This is a genomic window from Marinomonas transparens, assembly GCF_016463975.1.
GTDB classification, from domain to species: domain Bacteria; phylum Pseudomonadota; class Gammaproteobacteria; order Pseudomonadales; family Marinomonadaceae; genus Marinomonas; species Marinomonas transparens.
Map to the genome: position 1 here is coordinate 71425 of NZ_JAEMNX010000003.1, position 20979 is coordinate 92403.

A 20979-nucleotide genomic window follows, 5' to 3' on the forward strand; every position below is an offset into this window, starting at 1 on the left:
AAAAGGGCCATAGATTCCTATGGCCCTTTCCTTCAGTCTTAGCGACGCAGACCTAGTTTTTTGATCAAACCAGTGTAACGTGCTGCGTCTTTACGCTTAAGATAATCCAACAACTTACGACGTTGGTTTACCATGCGAATTAGACCGCGACGAGAATGGTGGTCATGGATATGAGATTTAAAGTGACCTTGTAGACCTTCAATGTTCTTAGTCAACAATGCTACTTGAACTTCAGGAGAACCTGTGTCGCCTTCCGCTACTTGAAACTCTTTAACCAACGCTGCTTTTGATTCTGCAGACAATGCCATAATCTATATCTCCAAATTAATATGCTATAAAAAATAAAGGATAGCCGAGCATATTTTCAGTTACCCTAAGCCAGCTAGTCTAACATTAAATGCGAGTTAACTCACTGGTATTTACGAGTCGTTGAGGCTTAATAAAAGAAGCTTTTATTCGCCCTAGACCCAAAAAGCGCTGCGTGTCTTGATCGTATAATCTAACCGAACTTTCATCCTCAAAAGAGGTGGTATTCGCGATGCTACGACCATGCAGCATATCTTTTGTATCAGACGGCGACAATTCTACCTTATTCATATGCTCAACGGCAGTATCCATTGACATTAAATAACCATCTAATGTCGCCTCACCTCGCTCTGCTAAAGCCTCAAAATCTTCCAGAGACAACATGTTTTCTGGCTGATAACCAGCGGTTGAAATCCGATGTAAGGATTTCAAATGCGCACCACACCCCAACGCTTCGCCAATATCCTCACCGATAGTGCGAATATAAGTCCCTTTTGTACATTGAATATCTAAAGTCAGTGTATCTTCGGTTCTTGCAACAAGCGTCAGATTAGCAACGGTGACACGCCGGCGTTTCCTTTCTATAACAATGCCCTGACGAGCATATTCATATAAAGGCTTACCTTCGTGTTTTAACGCAGAATACATGGGAGGAATCTGCTCTATCTCACCGCGGAATCGGTCAAAAATCACTTCAAGCTCTTGCCCGGAGAGATTTGGAATCGCCGCTTCCGTCAACACATCACCTTCCCTATCTCCAGTTGTCGTTCTAATACCCAGCTGAATACAGGTTAAATAACGTTTATCGGCGTCTAATAAAAATTGCGAGAACTTGGTCGCTTCACCCAAACATAGTGGCAGCATGCCTGTTGCAAGAGGATCCAACGCGCCAGTATGACCCGCTTTCGCCGCTCGATACAAACGTCGGACTCGCTGTAATGCTTGATTGGAGCTTAAACCAATGGGCTTGTTCAGTAGAACGATGCCGTCTACCGAACGCCATTTTGTTTTTGACATACAGACCTATTACTCGCCTTCGTTACCGTTTTTTGCCTGATCATCAAGAATAGCTTCATCAATAAGGCTCGACATGCGAGAACCATTGACAACACTTTCATCATAATGAAAACGCAATAACGGCATGACACGAAGCTTCACTTCTTTAGCCAATCGACGACGTAAAAATCCTTTTGCACTATCTAATGCTGCCTGATTCTCTGCCAATACTTCTGGCTGATCGTCTTTACCAAGAACCGTGTAATAAATATCTGCATAACCAAGATCTTTTGCTACACGTACTTCGTTGACAGTAACTAACCCTAAACGCGGATCTTTTACTTCAAACTGGATCAAGGACGCCAGCTCCTTTTGGAGCTGGTCACCAATCCGACTAGTACGACTAAAACCGTCTGCCATGATCTTGTCCTATTAAAGCGTACGCGCAACTTCGACGGTTTCAAAAACCTCGATTTTGTCGCCTACTTTGACATCGTTGTAATTTTTCACACCGATACCACATTCCATACCTTTGCTGACGTCGTTAACCGCATCTTTAAAGCGACGAAGAGATTCAAGTTCACCTTCGTAAATAACAACGTCTTCACGCAGTACACGGATTTGCTTGTTACGGTACACGGTACCTTCAACAACCATACAACCAGCAATAAGACCAAATTTAGGTGAATTAAATACATCACGCACTTCAGCCGTACCTTGGATATCTTCACGTAAATCAGGAGACAACATACCTGAAAGCGCTTGTTTCACGTCATCGATAATATTGTAGATGACACTGTAGTAGCGAAGATCAATGCTTTCACGTTCGATAAACTGTTTCGCAGAATTATCGGCACGAACATTGAAACCAAAAATTACCGCTTCAGAAGCCAAGGCTAACGTTGCGTCCGTTTCAGTGATACCACCAACACCGCTAGAAACAATATTCACCTGAACTTCGTCTGTATTCAGATCCACCAAAGACTTAATCAAAGCTTCGAGAGAACCACGAACGTCAGCTTTAAGAACCACGTTCAAGGTACGAACTTCATCTTTACCCATTTCAGAGAATAGGTTTTCAAGTTTCGCTGTATGCTGGCGAGCGAAACGCACTTCACGGTATTTACCTTGACGGAAGTTAGCTACTTCACGAGCTTTACGCTCATCCGCTACCACAATAAACTCTTCACCCGCTTCAGGCGTACCATCAAGACCTAAAATCTCAACCGGAATAGACGGACCAGCTTCGCTAATTGCTTTACCATTTTCATCCAACAAAGCGCGTACACGGCCCATCTGTAGGCCAGCCAAAACGATATCACCTTTACGCAGGGTACCATTTTGCACCAATAAGGTAGCAACCGAACCACGACCACGATCAAGGCGAGATTCAACAACAACACCCTTACCTGGTGAGCTAGGAACAGCTGTTAACTCAAGCACCTCTGATTGCAGTAGAATAGCCTCTAGAAGCTCTTCAATACCTTCGCCAGATTTCGCAGAAACACCAACAAACTGAATGTCACCACCCCACTCTTCTGGAACGACTTCTTGAGCAACCAATTCGTTTTTAACTCGATCTAGATCCGCGCCTTCTTTATCCACCTTAGTAATGGCAACAACCATTGGCACATCAGCTGCACGAGCATGCTGAATCGCCTCAATGGTTTGCGGCATGACACCATCGTCAGCAGCACATACCAAGATAACAATATCAGTCGCTTTAGCACCACGAGCACGCATAGAGGTAAAGGCAGCATGTCCAGGAGTATCCAAGAAGCTCACCATTCCATGAGGCGTTTCTACATGGTAGGCACCAATATGCTGTGTAATACCACCAGATTCACCAGCCGCAACGCGAGTGGTACGAATATAATCAAGCAATGATGTTTTACCATGGTCAACGTGACCCATTACGGTAACCACAGGTGCTCGCTTAATCGCTTCACCTTCGTAGTCAATGGCTTCAATCATGTCATTTTCGACTGCATTTTCATCAATCAATACAACAGTATGACCCATTTCTTCGACGACAAGTGTTGCTGTATCTCGGTCAATTGTTTGGTTAATAGTCGCCATAGCGCCCATTTTAAACATAACCTTGATAACCTCAGCGCCTTTAACCGACATTTTTTCAGCAAGATCTGCCACAGTAATACTCTCTGGCAAACCCACTTCATGAATAATCTTCGCTGTCGGCTTCTGAAAACCATGTTCTTGTTTCACAGAAGGTTTTTTGTGCTTACGACCTAACTTATTACGACGAGAAAACTCTTCGTCGCCATTTACATTAACGCGAGAACGCTTGTTGTCAGAACTATTGCGACCACGAGGTTTATTATTATCCCCATCCTGTCTCATAGGAGCACCCTTCTTACCTTTAGGTGCTACAGGCGATTTTTTACTGTCCATAGCTGGCTGAGACGTTTTCTTTGTCGCTTTAGGCTGTTGTGGCTTAGGTGCTTCCACGGGAGCTACCGCTTCTATATCAGAGGCCTTCGGCTCCACACTCTTCACACCTGAATCTGCAACAACATCACTAACAGAGGCCTCAGCACGGGCTTTTTCTTCCGCTTCAGCCTGCGCTTTCGCAGCCTTTTCAGCTTCCAACTTACGCTCTGCTTCCAGACGAGCAGCTTGCTCCTCTTCCAAACGCTTAGCCACTAACTCTTCTTGCTTCTGCGCATCATCTCCGGTGTCATCACGCTTAACATAAGTACGCTTCTTCTTCACCGCAACATTAACAGCTTTACCACCATCACGAGACAAGGTGCTGGTTTTTTTGCGCTGTAAAGTAATGCGCTGAGCACCTTCTTCTTCGCCATGTTGACGCTTCAGATAGTTCAACAATACTTCTTTTTCAACTTCAGAGACTTCTTGGTTTTCACTCTTTTGAGGAAGACCAGCATCTTTCATCTGAGTTAGTAGCTTATCGACTGGCGTATTTACCAGCTCGGATAGTATCTTTACGGTTTGAACTGTCATTAAGTTCCCCCTTATGTACTCAGATTTTATTCAGATTCAGCAAACCAAGGTGCACGAGCAGTCAAAATCAGACTTCCCGCACGCTCTTCTGTCATACCTTCAACTTCAAGCAATTCATCAACCGACTGTTCTGCCAAGTCTTCCATGGTAACTACACCTATGGAGGCTAGAACTAGAGCGAGATGATTATCCATCCCTTCCATTTCCAATAAATCGGCAGCCGGTTTAGCACCATCTAATTGCTCTTCTGCTTGAAGAGCTTGATTCAACAATGCTTCTTTTGCTCGTGAACGCAATTCATTCACTAAATCTTCATCAAACCCATCAATGTCTAACATTTCTTCCATTGGGACATAGGCTACTTCTTCGAGTGAAGCAAAGCCTTCATCAACCATTTGGGCGGCTAAATCATCATCAATGTCTAATCCAGCAACAAACAGATCGATCATTTTCTGTGATTCTTCCTGCTGTTTCGCTTCGGCATCTTCACTGGTCATCACATTTAAAGACCAACCAGTTAAGGTAGAGGCAAGACGAACATTTTGGCCATTACGACCAATTGCCTGTGCTAAATTATCACTCTTAACAGCAACATCCATAGAATGCGCATCTTCATCAATCACAATAGAATCTACTTCCGCAGGCGCCATTGCATTAATCACTAATTGAGCTGGATTATCATCCCATAGGACAATATCAACACGCTCACCATTCATTTCATTAGAAACCGCTTGAACACGAGCACCACGCATACCGACACAAGCGCCGATAGGATCAATACGACGGTCATTTGTCTTAACTGCAATTTTTGCACGCAAGCCGGGGTCTCGTGAAGCGCCACGAATTTCAATCATTTCCTCAGAAATCTCAGGTACTTCTAAGCGGAACAATTCAACCATAAAATTGGAATCATTACGTGACAGAATTAACTGTGGGCCACGACTATCATCACGAATCTCTAGTAATAACGCGCGCACACGGTCGTTCATGCGAAAGCTCTCTCGAGAAATAAGCTGATCTTTAGGTAGCAATGCTTCAGCATTTTCACCTAAGTCTACAACCAAGCTATCACGAGTCACTTTTTTCACCTGACCGTGAACAAGTTTGCCCACTTTTTCACTATAGCGAGCAATCACTTTAGCACGTTCAGCTTCGCGAACCTTCTGTACAATCACTTGTTTTGCTGTTTGCGCAGCGATACGACCAAAAGCTTCCGACTCGACTTCTTCTTCGTAGACGCCACCAATAGCAATACCAAGGTTTTGCTCTTCAGAATCATCAATAGTTAACTCAGAAGCAGGTGAAGAATAATCTTCATCGGCAACAATGTTCCACTGACGGTATGTAATGTAGTCACCTGTACGTTGATCAATAGAAACACGAATTAACGCATCTTCTTCAAATCGACGTTTGGCAGCACTAGCTAAAGCAATCTCAACAGCTTCGAAAATAACTTGTTTCGGAACATCTTTCTCGTTGGAAACGGCTTCGACTACCAAAAGAATTTCTTTGCTCATCCTTTTAGCCTCTCTTCAAGGTTAATTTTTAAAATTGTGGAACAACATTTGCCTTGTCAATTAGATCGACTGGCAATAAGTATTCTTCTTGATCAACACGGATAACGACATCTTCGTTCTCGATACCCATAAGCTGTCCTTTAAATTTACGGCGACCATCAAAAGGCACTCGTAAACGTAGGGAAACAATAGACCCCACATAAGCTTGATACTGAACCAAGTCAAAAAGTGGTCGATCTAATCCTGGAGATGAAACTTCCAGGTTGTATTCCCCAGTAATAGGGTCTTCAACATCTAGAATAGAACTCACTTGTCGACTGACTTGAACACAGTCCTCAACATCAATACCTTTCTCGGCATCAGTTTCAATATATATTCTCAGCACGGAATCTTTACCTAAAGATAAATATTCCATCCCCCAAAATTGAAAACCTAACCCTTCAACGACTGGTCGAATAAGTTCTTCTAAAATCGTATATTTTGCTGACAATCGTTTTCTCCGAAAACTTTTTATAAAACGCAGAAACAAAAAACGGGCTCAAGGCCCATTTCCATTTATAAACAGTAACAGTACAGATAACAAAAAACCCCATATAGGGGTTCTCAGCACTCAACTCAATATACCTGAGAGAGCCCCCTTCAACTAAGAAGGTTGTCAATCCTGACACTCAACACCAACAATAAACTGGTACAGATACCTAAAAGATATCTACCTGAAGAAAGACTAACAAATAGATCGCCTTCAACAAACCATATTACTCTGCATCAATAGCGCGGTATTATACACAAAATACAACACCAATTCAAGATTGGTGCGGATGGGGGGACTCGAACCCCCACGAGCATAGCTCACCACCCCCTCAAGGTGGCGCGTCTACCAATTCCGCCACATCCGCAAAACTATTTTACCGAACACAACCCAACGACTTTCCAAATATCAAAACCAAGCATTACTCAGTGACAGGAAGGTCAGACCCAGTCGCTTTTTTATCACCTAGCTCAGGAAGCCCTACCGTTTCTTCAACCTGAGGAGCTGAAGGAACAAAATCAAGAGCCCCAGAAACACTTTTCGCTTGCTCGCTGGCAAAAAATGCCAAACCAAAGCTAGTCAAAAAGAAAACCAGTGCAAAAACTGCCGTCATACGGCCAAAGAAGCTACTACCGCCCTGGCTACCAAACACAGTTTGAGACGCACCACCACCAAAAGAGGCACCCGCGTCTGCACCTTTACCTTGCTGCAATAATACCAACGCAATAATCGCTACTGCCGCCAATACATGCAAAACTAAAATAAGTGCTTCCATCAATTAACCTGCTGCTTTTACAATTGCTATAAATTCTTTTGCATCAAGTGATGCACCGCCAACCAGAGCACCATCTACATCAGGCATTTCAAATAAAGCCGCACTGGTTGATGCTTTAACACTTCCGCCGTACAAGATCTGAACCTTTTGAGAAACAGACAAAGACGACTGAGCCAAAAAAGCCCTGATCTCTTGATGTACTTCCTGGGCCTGATCTGCGCTTGCGGACAAACCTGTTCCTATCGCCCAAACGGGTTCATAGGCAATAACGACATTATTAAATGCATCAATACCGATAACATCAATAACGGCCTGAATCTGACGTATACAAACTGCGAATGTTTGCTCAGCTTCACGCTCTTGCAAAGTTTCACCAATACACAACATTGGCGTTAAGCCTGCTGCCAAGAGCGCTTTCGCTTTCGAAGCTATAAAGGCATCAGTTTCAGCATAGAGAGAACGTCGCTCAGAGTGGCCAATCAATACATACTTAACCCCAAGCTCAGACAGCATCAAAGCCGACACTTCTCCCGTATGAGCTCCTTGTTCTTTATCGCTAACATTTTGCGCAGCAAGAACAAGATCACTTTCGCCAATAAGTTCAGACACCATGGACAAATATGGGAAAGAAGGAGAAACAACCACTTCAGAGTTAGCATTTTTCATCTCAAGCAAGCCATTCACAAGAGACAAAATCGACTCTTTTGAGCCATTCATTTTCCAGTTTCCAGCTACGATCTTTTGACGAGTCATATTCTAACCCCCTAAATTCGAGGCGCCTATTCTATGGAAAGCCCCCATTGGTTTCAAGTACTTATTTTGCTCCACTCCTTTAAAGTAAGGCATATTAAGACATTTTTTGAGAAACAACTTCATTCACCTGCTCAACCAGATAGTCAACCAGCTCATCCACTGTCTTATCATCCCGGCCCTCTACCATCACTCGAATGAGAGGTTCAGTTCCAGAAGCCCTAAGCAGCACTCGACCTAAACCATTTAAACGTTCATTGGCAACAGAAATAGCCTTTTGCAAAGCCGGCTCCTCATTCGGTATAAAGCGCTTCGCCACACGAATATTTTTTAATTTTTGAGGAAACTTAACCAACCCAACTAAGAGCTCATCCAAAGTTTTCTCTTCTTCAATCATCGCCCTGAGCACTTGCAACGCAGCGACAATACCGTCTCCTGTTGTGGTAATGGAACGACATACAATATGACCTGATGGCTCACCACCTAATACCCAACCATGCTGCACTAGCTTTTCATTAACATACCTATCACCAACAGCTGCACGACTAAAGCCAATACCACTTTCAGAGAAAGCTAGTTCCAAGCCGAAGTTACTCATCAGAGTACCTACAACACCGCCACTAAAGCGGCCTGTTTGCATCAGGTGATTAGCAATAATGTATAAAATATCATCCCCATCACGTACCACACCATGTCGATCAACAAGGATCAAACGATCCCCGTCACCATCTAAAGCAATCCCTATATCGGCCTTTTCAGCTAATACATTTTTACGCAGTAACTCAGGTTTAGTCGCACCACTGGTTTCATTGATATTAAGGCCATCTGGATTTGCACCTATAATAACGACATCCGCACCCAATTCAGAAAACACTCGTGGCGCCACATGGTAAGTTGCACCATCCGCACAATCGACAACAATTTTTAATCCGCTCAACTGCAAGCCAATTGGAAAAGTGCCCTTACAATATTCAATATAACGACCAGCCGCATCATCAACCCGCTTAGCACGGCCAATATGATTAGATTCAACCACCTCCATTGGTTGCTCTAAGTAATATTCAATGCGTTCTTCAAGTTCGTCTGATATTTTGCCACCTTCAGCGGAGAAAAACTTAATGCCATTGTCCGTATAAGGGTTGTGCGACGCACTAATTACAATCCCCGCACTCGCCCTAAAAGTACGCGTTAAATAAGCAATGGCAGGGGTCGGCATAGGCCCAACCAAACGCACATCAACGCCTGCTGCAACAATTCCAGATTCAAGCGCCGACTCAAACATATAACCCGATATGCGAGTATCTTTTCCGATAAGAATCTTTTTACCATGTTCTTTAAAAACCTGGCCCGCTGCCCAACCAAGCTTAAGCATAAACTCTGGTGTAATAGGCGTTACGCCTACCTTGCCTCTAATTCCATCTGTACCAAAATACTTACGCATCAAACTTCTCTCTCAATACGAGACATTAATTCCAACATTTCAACATGTGGCTTAACATCATGAACCCTAAAAATTCGAGCACCCTTGGTATAGGCTGCCGCATTTGCTCCCATTGTTCCATACAAGCGCTGATCAACAGGTAAATTTAAAACATCGCCAATCATGGTCTTTCTCGAAACACCTATAAGCACGTCAAAACCCAATCGCTTAAAATGCTCAGTATGACTAAGTAAAACGAGGTTATGTTCTAGAGATTTTCCAAAGCCAATACCCGGATCCAAAATCAAACGAGACCGCTCAACCCCTGCCGCTTCGCATACTACTACTCGAGACATCAAGTAATCAGACACATCAGCAACAACAGAGGAATAATCAGGCTTTACCTGCATAGTTTGAGGTACGCCCTTCATATGCATTAAGCAAATAGGCAAATCCGCTTGAGCAGCGGCCTCTAGCGCCCCTGCACGCTCTAAAGCTCGAACATCATTTATTAACCCCGCACCTAAAGTGGCTGATTCACGAATCACTTCCGGCGTACTTGTATCAACAGATACAATGATGTCAAAACGCTCTTTTATCGCTTCCAGAACAGGTAAAACACGATCTAACTCCTGAGACATGGTTACTGGCGTCGCACCAGGTCGAGTCGACTCTCCCCCGACATCTATTATGCTAGCGCCTTCTCGAATCATTTTTTGAGTTTGAAAAAGAGCAGAATCTAGAGAAGAAAAAGACCCACCATCAGAAAATGAGTCAGGGGTGACATTCAGTATCCCCATAACATGAGGAAGGGACAAGTCAAGCGACTTGTCCCCAAAGAGCATTAACGACATGAAAAAGCCAGATCAAAAATTATCAACACAAATCACTACTCACCAGCAGGCTTAGATGATGAAGCTTGATTAGGCGCACTGCCAAGGTCTTCAGATCCTGAAGGAGAATCCATTCCTGAAGAATTTTCTTCAGCGATACCCTCTTCCTTCCCGTCATCATCTTTAGGTTTATTTACACTAGGGTCTGACCAGCCTTCTGGAGGAGATGGCTGTTTACCATCCATAATTTCTTTAATTTGCTTGGCATCAATCGTTTCATATTGCATCAAGGCTTCCGCCATAACTTCTAACTTAGCACGATTATCTTCCAATATTTGTGTCGCTGTGGCATAACAACGAGTAATAATATCCTGCACTTCAGCATCAATAATCTTACCCGTCTCTGGAGAAAAGTAGTTCGCTTTACTTCCCGTTGGCCCAGTTATATAGCTCCCGCTATTATCATCTTCTTCATAAGCAAATGGCCCTAATTTCTCAGATAATCCCCACTTAGTGACCATATTACGAGCAATACTTGTAGCTCGCTCAATATCATTAGATGCACCGGTAGAAACACCATCAAAACCATGAATCATTTCTTCGGCAATACGGCCACCATAAAGGCTACATACTTGACTCTCAAGACCACGTTTACTGACACTGTATTTATCTTCTTCAGGTAAATACATGGTGACACCTAAAGCCCGGCCACGAGGAATAATCGACACTTTATAAACAGGGTCATGCTCAGGCATGAGATAACCAATAATAGTATGCCCTGCTTCGTGATAAGCCGTATTAAGCTTCTCTTCTTCTTTCATCACCATGGTTTTACGCTCAGCGCCCATGAGGATTTTATCTTTTGCTAGCTCCAGCTGCTCCATATTCACCAAGCGGCGATTGGAGCGAGCGGCAAACAAGGCTGCCTCATTAACCAAGTTAGCTAAATCCGCACCAGAGAACCCAGGTGTACCACGGGCAATGTTTTTAGGCTCTACATCGTCATCACATGGCACTTTACGCAAATGCACCTTCAAAATTTGCTCACGTCCACGAATATCAGGCAAACCAACTTGCACTTGACGGTCAAAACGACCTGGACGCAACAATGCAGGATCCAATACATCGGGGCGGTTAGTCGCTGCGATAACAATAATCCCCTCGTTACCCTCAAAACCATCCATCTCGACAAGCAATTGGTTTAACGTTTGCTCACGTTCATCGTTACCGCCGCCCATACCGGAACCACGATTACGACCAACCGCATCGATCTCATCAATAAAAATAATGCAAGGAGCGTGCTTTTTAGCTTGCTCAAACATGTCACGTACACGAGAGGCACCCACACCCACAAACATCTCAACAAAATCTGAACCAGAAATAGTAAAGAAAGGCACCTTAGCTTCACCAGCAATCGCTTTCGCTAGCAAGGTTTTACCTGTACCTGGAGGGCCGCACATCAAAATACCGCGAGGAATCTTGCCCCCTAATCGCTGAAACTTACTCGGCTCACGTAAGAAGTCGACTAACTCTTCAGTATCTTCTTTTGCTTCATCACAACCAGCCACATCAGCAAAGGTGGTTTTAATTTGATCTTCAGGCAACAGGCGCGCTTTAGATTTACCAAACGACATTGGTCCACCCTTACCACCACCGCCACCTTGCATTTGGCGCATGAAGAACATGAAAATTGCAAGAATAAGCAGAATAGGAAAACTCGCCACCAACAACTGAGTCCAGATGCTTTGCTGTTCAGGCATACGCCCTTCAACAATGACATTATTGCTAAGCAGATCATCCATTATTTTAGGATCTGCCGCTGCAGGACGAACAGTATCAAAAGTATCGCCACTGGTACGGCTACCACTAATGGTATAGCCATCCACAATCACTCTAGCGATACGACCGTCGTGTACCTCTTTGACGAACTCAGAATAAGAGATACGATTGGTATCCGGCGTTGTATTAAAGTTGTTGAATACAGTTAACAGTACAGCCGCAATAACCAGCCACAACAGTATATTTTTTAGCATATCGTTCAAGAGCACACCTCTTAACGGTTATTTTTAATGTAGCCAGTATAATACCAGAACATCTCTCATTAACCTTTGTATTGTCTTCCTAATAAGTAAACTTCACGGCTTCTTGCACGTGACGCGTCTGGTTTACGTGTTACAACGGAGCCAAACTGAGCTTTCATGGCTTTAAGATAGTCATCAAAACCTTCTCCTTGAAACACTTTTACCAAAAAATTTCCGCCCGGACGTAGCACTTGAGCCGCCATATCCAGCGCCAACTCCACAAGATACATAGCTTGCGGCTGATCCACAGAAGCATTACCACTCATATTGGGGGCCATATCTGAAATTACAAGATCCGCTTTCTCATTCCCCATTTCACTTAATATTGCCTCATAAACTTCCTGCTCAGTAAAATCGCCCTGAACAAAAGTCACCCCGGGGAGCGGAGCCATTTCTAATATATCAGAAGCAACAATAGTCCCTTTATCACCTATCATTTTAGCCGCTACTTGAGACCACCCTCCAGGTGCAGCACCTAAGTCCACCACACGCATGGCAGGCTTAAACAGTTTATCTTTATCATTCAGCTCCAGCAATTTATAACTTGCCCTAGAACGATAACCATCTTGCTGGGATTTTTTGACATACTGATCGTCAAAATGTTCCTTCATCCAAGAGTTACTACTTTTTGATCTTGCCACGTCTTCATCATACCTAAATCAGTCAATATTCCGCTATAATATCCCTTAACCTCTAAAGCCTCCAATAAAGAGGGTTAACTAAGATGAGAAAAATTTACTATGAGCATTACAAACGCCCAAAAAAAGCAATACCGCCTAATTGGCCATGCACTTAACCCAGTGGTTATGATTGCAGGCAACGGCCTAACGGAAACGGTTTTGACAGAAGTCGACCGAGCACTAGAAGACCACGAGCTCATCAAAGTTCGCATCAGCATCACAGACCGTGAAGTACGCACCGCTCTTATTGCTGAAATTAGCAAAATAATGAAATGTGAAGTCGTACAAACCATAGGTAAAGTGGCACTTTTTTACCGTGCGGCATTAGAACCCAACCCAAAGCTCTCTAATTTATTACGTTAAAAGTACAACTAAGAGATAGTCTTTTTGATCAAAAAACAGACTATCTCTAAACTCTTCAACAATGTGGCCGATACCCTTTGCATTATAATAAAGGAGCCGTCGTATGCTGTTTATCGAGGCGTTAAGTAAAGCGAATAGCCAGCCAAAAACAAGGCCGCTTATTAACAAAAGAAAAAATCGCACTATTATTAGCAACAGAGACTCTGTCGCGCTAAGCTCTGCCGCCCATCAGGTGAAAGAAATTCATTTAGATAGTCGAGAAAAAACACCACTTACCCCCTCAAACAGTATTTTCGCCAACCTTATTGAACATGTCATTAACTACTTAACTGGCGCAAAGCTAACACTCCACTCGCCAGAGGAACTCAATTTAGAACAAAATGATTGGCAGCTTTTTTTACAAGTACCACCAGTCAATACCGAGAATACTAAAAAACAAGGCAGCTACCTTGTCCCTGCAATCCATCGGCAGCCGCCAGCAAAACAGCTCATTTTTCATATCCCTGTTAAACCGGCATATGGTAAAACAATTGAAATGACGCTTCTGCTATCAGCTCACCACGGCTCACCAGAAATTCCGCAGCTGTTTCACCTGTTCCCAAAAGAAAATCAACTTCCGGCACTTAATACGCCCTATACCCCAGAATTTATTGACCAGCAAATCACTCATTATCATGTTTTGCTAGATCAAGATGGTGAGGCAGATCAGCTATCACCTCTCTACAGCTATGTGAATCAAAGCCGGATCATCGATGAACATGCCTCACAACCGCTACTATCGGGTTTAAGAATATGGCGCGCAAAAGGCAACATACTCAACCCTGTCGTCCTAGGTGACAATCGAATCGGCATGCTCTTTTTTGGCCATTACCACCCCCTAGACAGCAGCAACATAAGCCTAGAAGAAAGGCAGCGACAATCTAACAAGCTGTACACCAAAGCCTGAAGCGCATTTAGACAATAAAAAACCCTTTATGAAAAATCATAAAGGGTTTATTGGTTTACCATTCAACAAACAGTTAGATACTGAAACTGGCACCACAACCACAAGTCGATGTAGCATTCGGATTTTGCACCGTAAAACGCGAACCTTCGAGGTTTTCTTTGTAATCCACTTCAGAGCCAACCAAATACTGAAAGCTCAACGGATCAACGACCAAGGTAACACCATGGCGTTTTACTTCGGTATCATCTTCCTGATGCTCTTCGTCAAAAGTGAAACCATACTGAAAGCCAGAGCAGCCACCCCCTGTTACATAAACACGCAACATGAGTCGATCATTCTCTTCTTCCTCAATCAAAGTTTGCAGCTTCGCCGCAGCGGCTTCTGTAAACTCTATTGGATCTGCTGATTCAACCACACTCATTTTGACACCACTAAAACTATTTTGAATAAATGAATTATCCGCTTAACCTAGTATTTCAGTCAAGTATTGATCAATGCTCACGAGTTGAGCGGAAACGAACCTGAGGCCACTTTTCTTCTGCCATCATCAAATTCACTCGTGTCGGCGCTAAATAAGTCAAATGACCACCACCATCAATAGCAAGATTATCACTACACTTATTTTTAAACTCTTCAAACTTCTTAGCATCGTCACAATCTACCCAGCGAGCCGTATTCACATTAACAGGTTCATAAATACACTCAACCTTGTACTCATCTTTCAAACGATAAGCGACCACTTCATATTGCAACTGCCCAACCGCACCAACAATCAGCTCATTATTACGCTGAGGCATAAATAATTGTGTAGAGCCTTCTTCGGATAACTGCTGTAAACCTTTCTGCAGCGCTTTCATTTTCATCGGGTCTTTCAAACGAACGCGACGAAAAAGCTCAGGAGCAAAATGAGGAATACCGGTAAACTTCAGCTCCTCACCTTCCGTAAAAGTGTCACCAATTTGGATCGTACCGTGGTTATGCAAACCAATAATATCACCAGAAAACGCCTCTTCAACGCCTTCACGATCACCTGCCGTGAAAGACACAGCATCCGTCACCTTTATATCCTTCCCGATACGGCAATGACGCATCTTCATGCCACGCCGGTAGGTACCAGAACACACGCGCATAAAAGCAATACGGTCACGATGCTTAGGATCCATATTGGCTTGTATTTTAAAAATGAAACCAGAAAATTTATCTTCCTTCGCTTCCACATTGCGAGAATGAGTTTCTCGGCCAATCGGCGGCGGAGCCCACTCCACAAAACCATCCAGCATCTCACGGATACCGAAATTAGACAGTGCCGTTCCAAAGAACACAGGCGATAGTTCACCCGCTAAATAAGCATCCAAATCAAATTCATGACTCGCACCACGCACCAACTCAACCTCATCAAGATAGGCTTCCCAGTCATCGCCAAGCAGCTCTTTTGCCTCGTCAGACTGCAAGCCCTCAATGCGAATATCATCCGTCAAAGTATGACCACGACCACGGGTAAAGACATGAATGGTATCCGTATAAAGGTTATAAACACCTTTAAAAAAGTGGCTCATGCCGATTGGCCAAGTAATAGGCGCACAGGCAATTTTAAGAACATCCTCCACCTCATCCAACAATTCAATAGGATCTCGAATGTCACGGTCCATCTTGTTGATGAAGGTCAAAATAGGCGTATCACGCAAGCGACAGACATCCATTAACTTAATGGTTCGGTCTTCCACCCCTTTCGCGCCATCAATAACCATCAATACAGAGTCAACTGCGGTTAAAGTACGGTAAGTATCTTCCGAAAAATCCTCATGCCCAGGGGTATCAAGCAAATTAACCGTACGATCTTTATAGGGGAACTGCATCACAGAAGAGGTAATCGAGATACCACGCTGCTTCTCCATCGTCATCCAATCCGAGGTTGCATGTTTATCACCCTTACGGCCTTTTACTGAGCCCGCTGTCTGAATAAGCTGGCCGAGCAACAAGAGCTTTTCGGTAATAGTGGTTTTACCAGCGTCAGGGTGAGAGATGATAGCAAAGGTCCTTCGCTTATTGATTTCATTGAGAAAATCTTGGTTTGCCATGTATAAATTCTTTTAGTTTGTACACGGATTTGTACACACTTTTGGAAGTACTCTCTTTTCAGTTCTTCGCTTGTCAAATCCGTCGTGTTAATCGTAATTGGCCGCTATTTTCGCTGATCTTGACTTTATAAACAATCAATGGTTATCTAATCGGTTACCATTTACTCTCAGCGTGCGCCAATGCTCAGTTGTAGCTGTTTGCAATCGTTGCTTCTTCAGCTCATGAACAACTGTGGCTAAACCACAAATTCCTTCGCTACCAGAAATCGATGATAGCTTGTCGTACTACACCGATGATGGTGCAGTTGCCGTTGATCGGTATTGCAGGGTATTGCGGGTTCAAAGGTTTTAGGTACTTCTGTTCACCATCAATAACTAACTGCTTAAAGGTTGCTTCTTTCGAATCATCCAAACGCGCAACAACCAATGAACCTGAAGAGTACGGTAACTCAGGATCAACAACGATCACTGCCCCCTCAGGTATGGATTTTTTTCCGCTTGGATTTTCCATACTGTCGCCTTTTACGCGAAGTGCGAAACAACCCTCATGTGCTTTCCCAGTGACTTCACGCCACTCCTCAGCATCTTCATGGGCAAATCCCTCCGCTATTTCAGTCCAATCACCGGCCTGAACCCAGTTAATGAGAGGAATTCTTCCCTTAATATCAGGCCCGACTTCTACATTACCGACCCCCAAGCCAATCTCGCCATCACCTGTGGCGAGCCAATGAGCATTCACGCGAAGCGCCTCCGCGATCTGCATGGTGTAACGAGACCTAGCCGATTTACCAGAGCAAATCTGGCTGATCGACTGCTGTTTGATACCAATGCGGCGAGCCAACTCAGACTGAGTCACCCCAGTAAGCTGCAAGGCATGGTTTAGTCGTTCGGATAAAGTTTTCATAAGCCCGTATTCTACAAATAAAACTGTAGCCTTTCAACAATTTTAACTGTTGACTAATCTACAGTTTAAACTGTAACATTCAATCTTGTAACAGTTATTATTGTAACAGGAGACGGTATGGAAGTGTTCAACACAACACAAAAACATCTCCGCCGTGCCATTGACTTGGTCGGCGGGCAATCAGCATTAGCACGAGCCATCAACTCAAAACAGCAAAACGTCTGGTTTTGGTTGAATAAATCAGGGCGTGTTCCCGCTGAATTCGTTTTACCCATCGAACAAGCTACGCAAGGACAGGTAACCCGATCTCAGTTAAGACCGGACATCTACCCCGAATGCCCAAGCGAGCTGAAAGCCAGTAACCAGTAGGATTAAGGGCAAGTAATGGTCAGCATTTTACGTAAACACAGAAGCGAGTACCTCCATGCGTGATTATGGCAAGGTCTATACCCGCTTTTGGCTAAAGCAAAACGTTTTGTCCTGGAGTGACTCTGCGAAGTTGCTAGGACTGTATTTGCTTACATGCCCACATTGTAATTTGCTTGGCTGCTTTCGACTGCCGATTGGTTACGTTGCTTCTGACTTGAACTGGGATGAGCAACAGGTTGCCAAGGCGTTAAGTGAGTTAGAACAAGATCAGTTCCTGATTCGTTGCGAGGAATCCGGTTGGACTTTGATTCGAAGCTTTCTGAAGCACAACCCAATCGAAAACCCAAACCAAGGTAAGGCAGCCTTTCGGTTGCTTAAAGATGTACCTGCCGACTTCGTTGGTATGGCATCGCTTTTGAAATCTCTTGCCGCTTTTCAAGCTCGGCTACCAGAAGAATTTTCATCATTGTTTATGCCTGATGGCAACCCGGTAAGGGACTCTCAACGGTCGGATGACTCTGAGAGAAGCAATAAACCAACAGTTAAAACTGTTGACCACATACAGTTTGAAGACTTCTGGGATGTACAAATACGCAAAGAAAAAAAAGCGAAAGCCAAAGAAGAATGGCTACGCATGGGCCTCAATGAAGACCATGAACTCGCCTTGGAAGTGCTAACACGCTGGAAAGAGCAACGAGACAACCGATTGCAGTATCAAGATCGGACTAAGACCCCTATGCCACATAACTGGCTTTTAAACCGGCAATGGGAAGACGAGTACGTTCGCATTGATGAAGTACAGCAATCATCGACGAGCCTAAAGGGCAGCAATCACCAATTGAATATTGAAGAAAGCAATCGTCGCATCGCTGAAAGCTGGGCCGGACCAGGTATTCGGGAGGTTCGTTCAAGTGCAGGAGGTTGATAAACGCGAGTTTGCTGAAGTTTGGGGAGCAGCTTGGGCCATGTATGGCAAAAGCGTATCACCGCAATTGCTATCCATCGCATTTGAAGCCCTTCGTGCTTATAGCATTGAAGAAGTGCGAATCGGTCTGACTCGGCATATTCAATCACCGGATACTGGGCAATTTTTTCCAAAGCCCGCTGACGTCATCAAGCATATCGATGGCAACTCGGGTTCAAGAGCCATGGTTGCTTGGAACAAAGTTGACAAGGCTGTTCGTCAGGTTGGCGCTTGGACATCCGTGATGTTTGACGATGCACTTATCCACCGCGTGATTTCAGACATGGGGGGATGGGTTGAACTCTGCAAAGTTGATGACAGGGAATACCCCTTTAAGCAAAAAGAGTTTTTAACACGCTACCAGGCTTACTTGCTGCGGGACGAAGTGGGTGAATACCCAAGGCTATTACAGGGTATTGCAGACCATCAGAACCAGCAAAAAGGATTTGATATGCAAGCGCCTGTTGCCGTGGGTGACTGGTCAAAAGCGGCACAAGTTTACACGAGAGGCATCGCCAATTTTAGCGCAGTGCCTTTGAAAAGAATAAGCCCGAAAGCCATTCAGGCGCTTCTCGGAAATCAATTAGAGGACAAAAATGAAAACGATTAAAGCAAAAACCGTTGCCCTAGTGATAGCCATGTCCGCAAGCACTTCAGTCTATGCGTTTCCGGGCTATCAGTGGGAAAAAGCAGCACAAAGTGTTGGTATTGATCCAGTCATGCTCTACGCCGTTGCCTTGGCTGAGTCAGCCTCACATCGAGGTCTTAACATGACCAGTCCATGGCCATACGCAATTCGCAATGGTTCAAACGCAACCTACGCCAAATCTAAGACAGAAGCGGAGCAACTGTTAAACCAGGCACTTCAAGAGAGTGAAAAATACCAGCTCGATATTGGCCTTATGCAAATCAATTTGCATTGGCATGGGCATCGAGTGAGCTCAGCAGCTGAACTGCTAGACCCCATCACCAACCTTACTGTCGGCTCCAGTATTTTGGCCGAAGCAATCAAGTCTTCACCAAACGATTTAGAGCTTGGCATAGGCCGCTATCACAGTTGGAACGAAGAGCGTGCACGCTGGTATGGGCAAAGAGTGCTTTCTATCTATCGCAATATTTTACATGAACTGGAGGTCCGTCAATGACAACCAATCAACAAGACTTCTATCAATTAAATTTGGCGTACCTACACGCAGCACGTGAATTAGCGCGAATTGATCCGCAAGAGGCGGTCTTGCGCTTTGGACTTACACGCGACGTGGTGGATGCACTGATTAATGCCGGTGTTGACGACCTGCAACGAGTGGCGACCTCATCATTCATGCTGTTTCAACCAAGGGGTAACCAAAGCCAACTGATTGAGATGGTGAAGAGCAAAGGCACAGGTATCCCAAGAATCGCTTATTTATTATCAACCCTAAACAACAAGGGGGATGCATGATTGATAACCTGTCCAAAAGTGAGCTGTTTACCCGAGCCTCGCTGCTTATTAAGTACGGATTTCGAACGACCATTATCGCGCTCGATACAGGTTTGCCAATCCACATTATCAGAAGGCTGCACAAAGAAGTGACTGGCAAGTCACCTTGTCCTGGTCAATTGCCAGAATCTGATGCCATCGTTAAAAGCAGAAGAGCCCTAGTTGAAGGCTCCCTGCTGATGGCGCTTTATGTCAATATTGGTGGTGATAATGTCTACAAGCAATTAAATATCGATGCTTTGATGAAGGCTTACGATGCGTACTTGGTTGCAAGAGAAGAGGCAGACCTTCCAGCTGAGATCCCCTGGAAAAAACTGACCATCAATGAAGGTTGGGTTCTAGCTCGTGATTTAAGATCACAGCTTGCATCCTTACACCGGTGTCGATGCGGTAGTCTGTATTTGACGGTATCTCAACAGCGCATTCAGCTTAAATGTCCTGTGTGCGAGATTATGGCCGAGCAAACCACTAGAGCACTTTTTGAGAACTAACATGCTGATACATGATTTGATTGTGCACCGCCCGTGCACTTTGAGAGTACTAAGATGACAAACTTACTTAAATCTTTACCAGCACGCTGCTGGGTTATATCACTGGGGCTTTTTCTGGCGACTTTGGCTGCGGCTCATTTTTTTCCATCAGAAATATTAACGGCATCTGCCAAGTTAGCGGCTCTGCCATTTCTGTTCTGCACCGTCGTTTTTTTCAGCTACTTGGGATTCAAAGCGACCTGCAACCCCATCGGCCTTATAGCCATCACCACTATGTTTTTAGCAATCGCATATTGGCAAGTGAGTTGGACAATTTTCTGTGTCGGCTTAGCTTTCTTAGGCTTAAGCGGTCTAATCCGTTTGTTTCAAAGGCAACTGAAAGATACCGGTCGAGAACTAAGCCTGAGCGAAAAAAAATATTGGTACTGGGTAAACGAATTTGCAGATGGTCGCTCATCTATTCTCCCCAAAAAACCAAAAAAGTAGCCAGCCTATCACGCTGGCTACCTTCT

24 protein-coding genes and 1 tRNA gene are annotated in these 20979 nt (G+C 44.3%); 9 read left to right on the plus strand and 16 right to left on the minus strand.

Annotated elements, in window-relative coordinates:
- Nucleotides 1-38 precede the first annotated feature (38 nt).
- The 13 genes from rpsO to rlmE all read right to left on the minus strand — a co-directional run bounded on the left by rpsO (nt 39) and on the right by rlmE (nt 12833).
- Entirely contained in the window at nt 39-308 is a 270-nt protein-coding gene (gene rpsO, locus I8J31_RS04965) for a 30S ribosomal protein S15 (RefSeq protein ID WP_199467206.1), read from the minus strand.
- Between the two features lie 85 nt (nt 309-393).
- On the minus strand, nt 394-1323 hold the full coding sequence (gene truB, locus I8J31_RS04970) for a tRNA pseudouridine(55) synthase TruB (RefSeq protein WP_199467207.1): 930 nt from the start codon (nt 1321-1323) through the stop codon (nt 394-396).
- A 9-nt stretch (nt 1324-1332) separates the two neighbouring features.
- Nucleotides 1333-1722 (minus strand): 30S ribosome-binding factor RbfA, encoded by a 390-nt coding sequence (gene rbfA / locus I8J31_RS04975; RefSeq protein ID WP_199467208.1) that lies wholly within the window; start codon nt 1720-1722, stop codon nt 1333-1335.
- A gap of 12 nt (nt 1723-1734) precedes the next feature.
- Nucleotides 1735-4287 (minus strand): translation initiation factor IF-2, encoded by a 2553-nt coding sequence (gene infB / locus I8J31_RS04980; protein ID WP_199467209.1) that lies wholly within the window; start codon nt 4285-4287, stop codon nt 1735-1737.
- Nucleotides 4288-4313: 26 nt separating this feature from the next.
- Nucleotides 4314-5804, minus strand: a complete 1491-nt coding sequence (gene nusA / locus I8J31_RS04985; RefSeq protein ID WP_199467210.1) for a transcription termination factor NusA — start codon at nt 5802-5804, stop codon at nt 4314-4316.
- 28 nt (nt 5805-5832) lie between these two features.
- Complete coding sequence (gene rimP / locus I8J31_RS04990) at nt 5833-6294, minus strand: ribosome maturation factor RimP (protein ID WP_199467211.1); 462 nt, start codon at nt 6292-6294, stop codon at nt 5833-5835.
- 320 nt (nt 6295-6614) lie between these two features.
- Nucleotides 6615-6700 (minus strand) — tRNA-Leu (locus I8J31_RS04995).
- A gap of 54 nt (nt 6701-6754) precedes the next feature.
- Nucleotides 6755-7108 (minus strand): preprotein translocase subunit SecG, encoded by a 354-nt coding sequence (secG, locus tag I8J31_RS05000; protein WP_199467212.1) that lies wholly within the window; start codon nt 7106-7108, stop codon nt 6755-6757.
- A gap of 3 nt (nt 7109-7111) precedes the next feature.
- On the minus strand, nt 7112-7861 hold the full coding sequence (gene tpiA / locus I8J31_RS05005) for a triose-phosphate isomerase (protein WP_199467213.1): 750 nt from the start codon (nt 7859-7861) through the stop codon (nt 7112-7114).
- 94 nt (nt 7862-7955) lie between these two features.
- Nucleotides 7956-9299, minus strand: a complete 1344-nt coding sequence (gene glmM / locus I8J31_RS05010; protein ID WP_199467214.1) for a phosphoglucosamine mutase — start codon at nt 9297-9299, stop codon at nt 7956-7958.
- Nucleotides 9299-10132, minus strand: coding sequence for a dihydropteroate synthase (gene folP / locus I8J31_RS05015; protein ID WP_199467215.1), 834 nt, complete (start codon nt 10130-10132; stop codon nt 9299-9301). Before folP ends, glmM begins: the two co-directional genes overlap by 1 nt.
- A gap of 35 nt (nt 10133-10167) precedes the next feature.
- Nucleotides 10168-12153: an ATP-dependent zinc metalloprotease FtsH gene (ftsH, locus tag I8J31_RS05020; protein WP_199467216.1), complete on the minus strand. Its 1986-nt coding sequence runs from the start codon at nt 12151-12153 to the stop codon at nt 10168-10170.
- A gap of 59 nt (nt 12154-12212) precedes the next feature.
- Complete coding sequence (gene rlmE, locus I8J31_RS05025) at nt 12213-12833, minus strand: 23S rRNA (uridine(2552)-2'-O)-methyltransferase RlmE (RefSeq protein WP_199467217.1); 621 nt, start codon at nt 12831-12833, stop codon at nt 12213-12215.
- Between the two features lie 99 nt (nt 12834-12932).
- Between rlmE and I8J31_RS05030 the strand changes: the two genes are divergently transcribed.
- Together I8J31_RS05030 and I8J31_RS05035 are read left to right on the plus strand one after the other, a co-directional pair.
- Nucleotides 12933-13235, plus strand: coding sequence for a YhbY family RNA-binding protein (locus I8J31_RS05030; RefSeq protein ID WP_199467218.1), 303 nt, complete (start codon nt 12933-12935; stop codon nt 13233-13235).
- Nucleotides 13236-13338: 103 nt separating this feature from the next.
- The gene (locus I8J31_RS05035) at nt 13339-14181 is read left to right on the plus strand and encodes a hypothetical protein (protein WP_199467219.1); all 843 of its coding nucleotides are present in this window, start codon (nt 13339-13341) and stop codon (nt 14179-14181) included.
- Between the two features lie 73 nt (nt 14182-14254).
- Here I8J31_RS05035 and erpA read toward each other — a convergent pair whose 3' ends face one another.
- The 3 genes from erpA to I8J31_RS05050 form a co-directional block, all read right to left on the minus strand.
- On the minus strand, nt 14255-14602 hold the full coding sequence (erpA, locus tag I8J31_RS05040) for an iron-sulfur cluster insertion protein ErpA (protein WP_199467220.1): 348 nt from the start codon (nt 14600-14602) through the stop codon (nt 14255-14257).
- Between the two features lie 70 nt (nt 14603-14672).
- On the minus strand, nt 14673-16259 hold the full coding sequence (locus I8J31_RS05045; RefSeq protein ID WP_199467221.1) for a peptide chain release factor 3: 1587 nt from the start codon (nt 16257-16259) through the stop codon (nt 14673-14675).
- A 256-nt stretch (nt 16260-16515) separates the two neighbouring features.
- Nucleotides 16516-17163, minus strand: a complete 648-nt coding sequence (locus tag I8J31_RS05050) for a LexA family protein (protein WP_000854920.1) — start codon at nt 17161-17163, stop codon at nt 16516-16518.
- Nucleotides 17164-17280: 117 nt separating this feature from the next.
- Here I8J31_RS05050 and I8J31_RS05055 point away from each other — a divergent pair, with 117 nt between their 5' ends.
- From I8J31_RS05055 to eexR, 7 genes are read left to right on the plus strand one after another with little or no spacing between them, the layout of a single operon-like run.
- On the plus strand, nt 17281-17532 hold the full coding sequence (locus tag I8J31_RS05055) for a helix-turn-helix domain-containing protein (protein WP_000451746.1): 252 nt from the start codon (nt 17281-17283) through the stop codon (nt 17530-17532).
- A 55-nt stretch (nt 17533-17587) separates the two neighbouring features.
- On the plus strand, nt 17588-18457 hold the full coding sequence (locus I8J31_RS05060; protein ID WP_031500537.1) for a hypothetical protein: 870 nt from the start codon (nt 17588-17590) through the stop codon (nt 18455-18457).
- Complete coding sequence (locus tag I8J31_RS05065) at nt 18444-19106, plus strand: DUF6475 domain-containing protein (RefSeq protein WP_001158521.1); 663 nt, start codon at nt 18444-18446, stop codon at nt 19104-19106. The genes I8J31_RS05060 and I8J31_RS05065 overlap by 14 nt, the downstream gene beginning before the upstream one ends.
- Complete coding sequence (locus I8J31_RS05070) at nt 19093-19641, plus strand: lytic transglycosylase domain-containing protein (RefSeq protein WP_000848909.1); 549 nt, start codon at nt 19093-19095, stop codon at nt 19639-19641. Before I8J31_RS05065 ends, I8J31_RS05070 begins: the two co-directional genes overlap by 14 nt.
- Complete coding sequence (locus I8J31_RS05075; protein WP_000210563.1) at nt 19638-19937, plus strand: flagellar transcriptional regulator FlhD; 300 nt, start codon at nt 19638-19640, stop codon at nt 19935-19937. Before I8J31_RS05070 ends, I8J31_RS05075 begins: the two co-directional genes overlap by 4 nt.
- Complete coding sequence (locus I8J31_RS05080; RefSeq protein ID WP_000566753.1) at nt 19934-20467, plus strand: FlhC family transcriptional regulator; 534 nt, start codon at nt 19934-19936, stop codon at nt 20465-20467. The genes I8J31_RS05075 and I8J31_RS05080 overlap by 4 nt, the downstream gene beginning before the upstream one ends.
- A 54-nt stretch (nt 20468-20521) precedes the next feature.
- The gene (eexR, locus tag I8J31_RS05085; protein ID WP_049544963.1) at nt 20522-20953 is read left to right on the plus strand and encodes an entry exclusion protein EexR; all 432 of its coding nucleotides are present in this window, start codon (nt 20522-20524) and stop codon (nt 20951-20953) included.
- Nucleotides 20954-20979: the final 26 nt, after the last annotated feature.

Bases quoted from the DNA above. Each gene is read 5' to 3' on its own strand.
- rpsO (WP_199467206.1), bottom strand. From the start codon at position 308: ATGGCATTGTCTGCAGAATCAAAAGCAGCGTTGGTTAAAGAGTTTCAA.
- truB (WP_199467207.1), bottom strand. From the start codon at position 1,323: ATGTCAAAAACAAAATGGCGTTCGGTAGACGGCATCGTTCTACTGAAC.
- rbfA (WP_199467208.1), bottom strand. From the start codon at position 1,722: ATGGCAGACGGTTTTAGTCGTACTAGTCGGATTGGTGACCAGCTCCAA.
- infB (WP_199467209.1), bottom strand. From the start codon at position 4,287: ATGACAGTTCAAACCGTAAAGATACTATCCGAGCTGGTAAATACGCCA.
- nusA (WP_199467210.1), bottom strand. From the start codon at position 5,804: ATGAGCAAAGAAATTCTTTTGGTAGTCGAAGCCGTTTCCAACGAGAAA.
- secG (WP_199467212.1), bottom strand. From the start codon at position 7,108: ATGGAAGCACTTATTTTAGTTTTGCATGTATTGGCGGCAGTAGCGATT.
- tpiA (WP_199467213.1), bottom strand. From the start codon at position 7,861: ATGACTCGTCAAAAGATCGTAGCTGGAAACTGGAAAATGAATGGCTCA.
- glmM (WP_199467214.1), bottom strand. From the start codon at position 9,299: ATGCGTAAGTATTTTGGTACAGATGGAATTAGAGGCAAGGTAGGCGTA.
- folP (WP_199467215.1), bottom strand. From the start codon at position 10,132: ATGTCGTTAATGCTCTTTGGGGACAAGTCGCTTGACTTGTCCCTTCCT.
- I8J31_RS05030 (WP_199467218.1), top strand. From the start codon at position 12,933: ATGAGCATTACAAACGCCCAAAAAAAGCAATACCGCCTAATTGGCCAT.
- I8J31_RS05035 (WP_199467219.1), top strand. From the start codon at position 13,339: ATGCTGTTTATCGAGGCGTTAAGTAAAGCGAATAGCCAGCCAAAAACA.
- erpA (WP_199467220.1), bottom strand. From the start codon at position 14,602: ATGAGTGTGGTTGAATCAGCAGATCCAATAGAGTTTACAGAAGCCGCT.
- I8J31_RS05045 (WP_199467221.1), bottom strand. From the start codon at position 16,259: ATGGCAAACCAAGATTTTCTCAATGAAATCAATAAGCGAAGGACCTTT.
- I8J31_RS05050 (WP_000854920.1), bottom strand. From the start codon at position 17,163: ATGAAAACTTTATCCGAACGACTAAACCATGCCTTGCAGCTTACTGGG.
- I8J31_RS05055 (WP_000451746.1), top strand. From the start codon at position 17,281: ATGGAAGTGTTCAACACAACACAAAAACATCTCCGCCGTGCCATTGAC.
- I8J31_RS05060 (WP_031500537.1), top strand. From the start codon at position 17,588: ATGCGTGATTATGGCAAGGTCTATACCCGCTTTTGGCTAAAGCAAAAC.
- I8J31_RS05070 (WP_000848909.1), top strand. From the start codon at position 19,093: ATGAAAACGATTAAAGCAAAAACCGTTGCCCTAGTGATAGCCATGTCC.
- I8J31_RS05075 (WP_000210563.1), top strand. From the start codon at position 19,638: ATGACAACCAATCAACAAGACTTCTATCAATTAAATTTGGCGTACCTA.
- I8J31_RS05080 (WP_000566753.1), top strand. From the start codon at position 19,934: ATGATTGATAACCTGTCCAAAAGTGAGCTGTTTACCCGAGCCTCGCTG.
- eexR (WP_049544963.1), top strand. From the start codon at position 20,522: ATGACAAACTTACTTAAATCTTTACCAGCACGCTGCTGGGTTATATCA.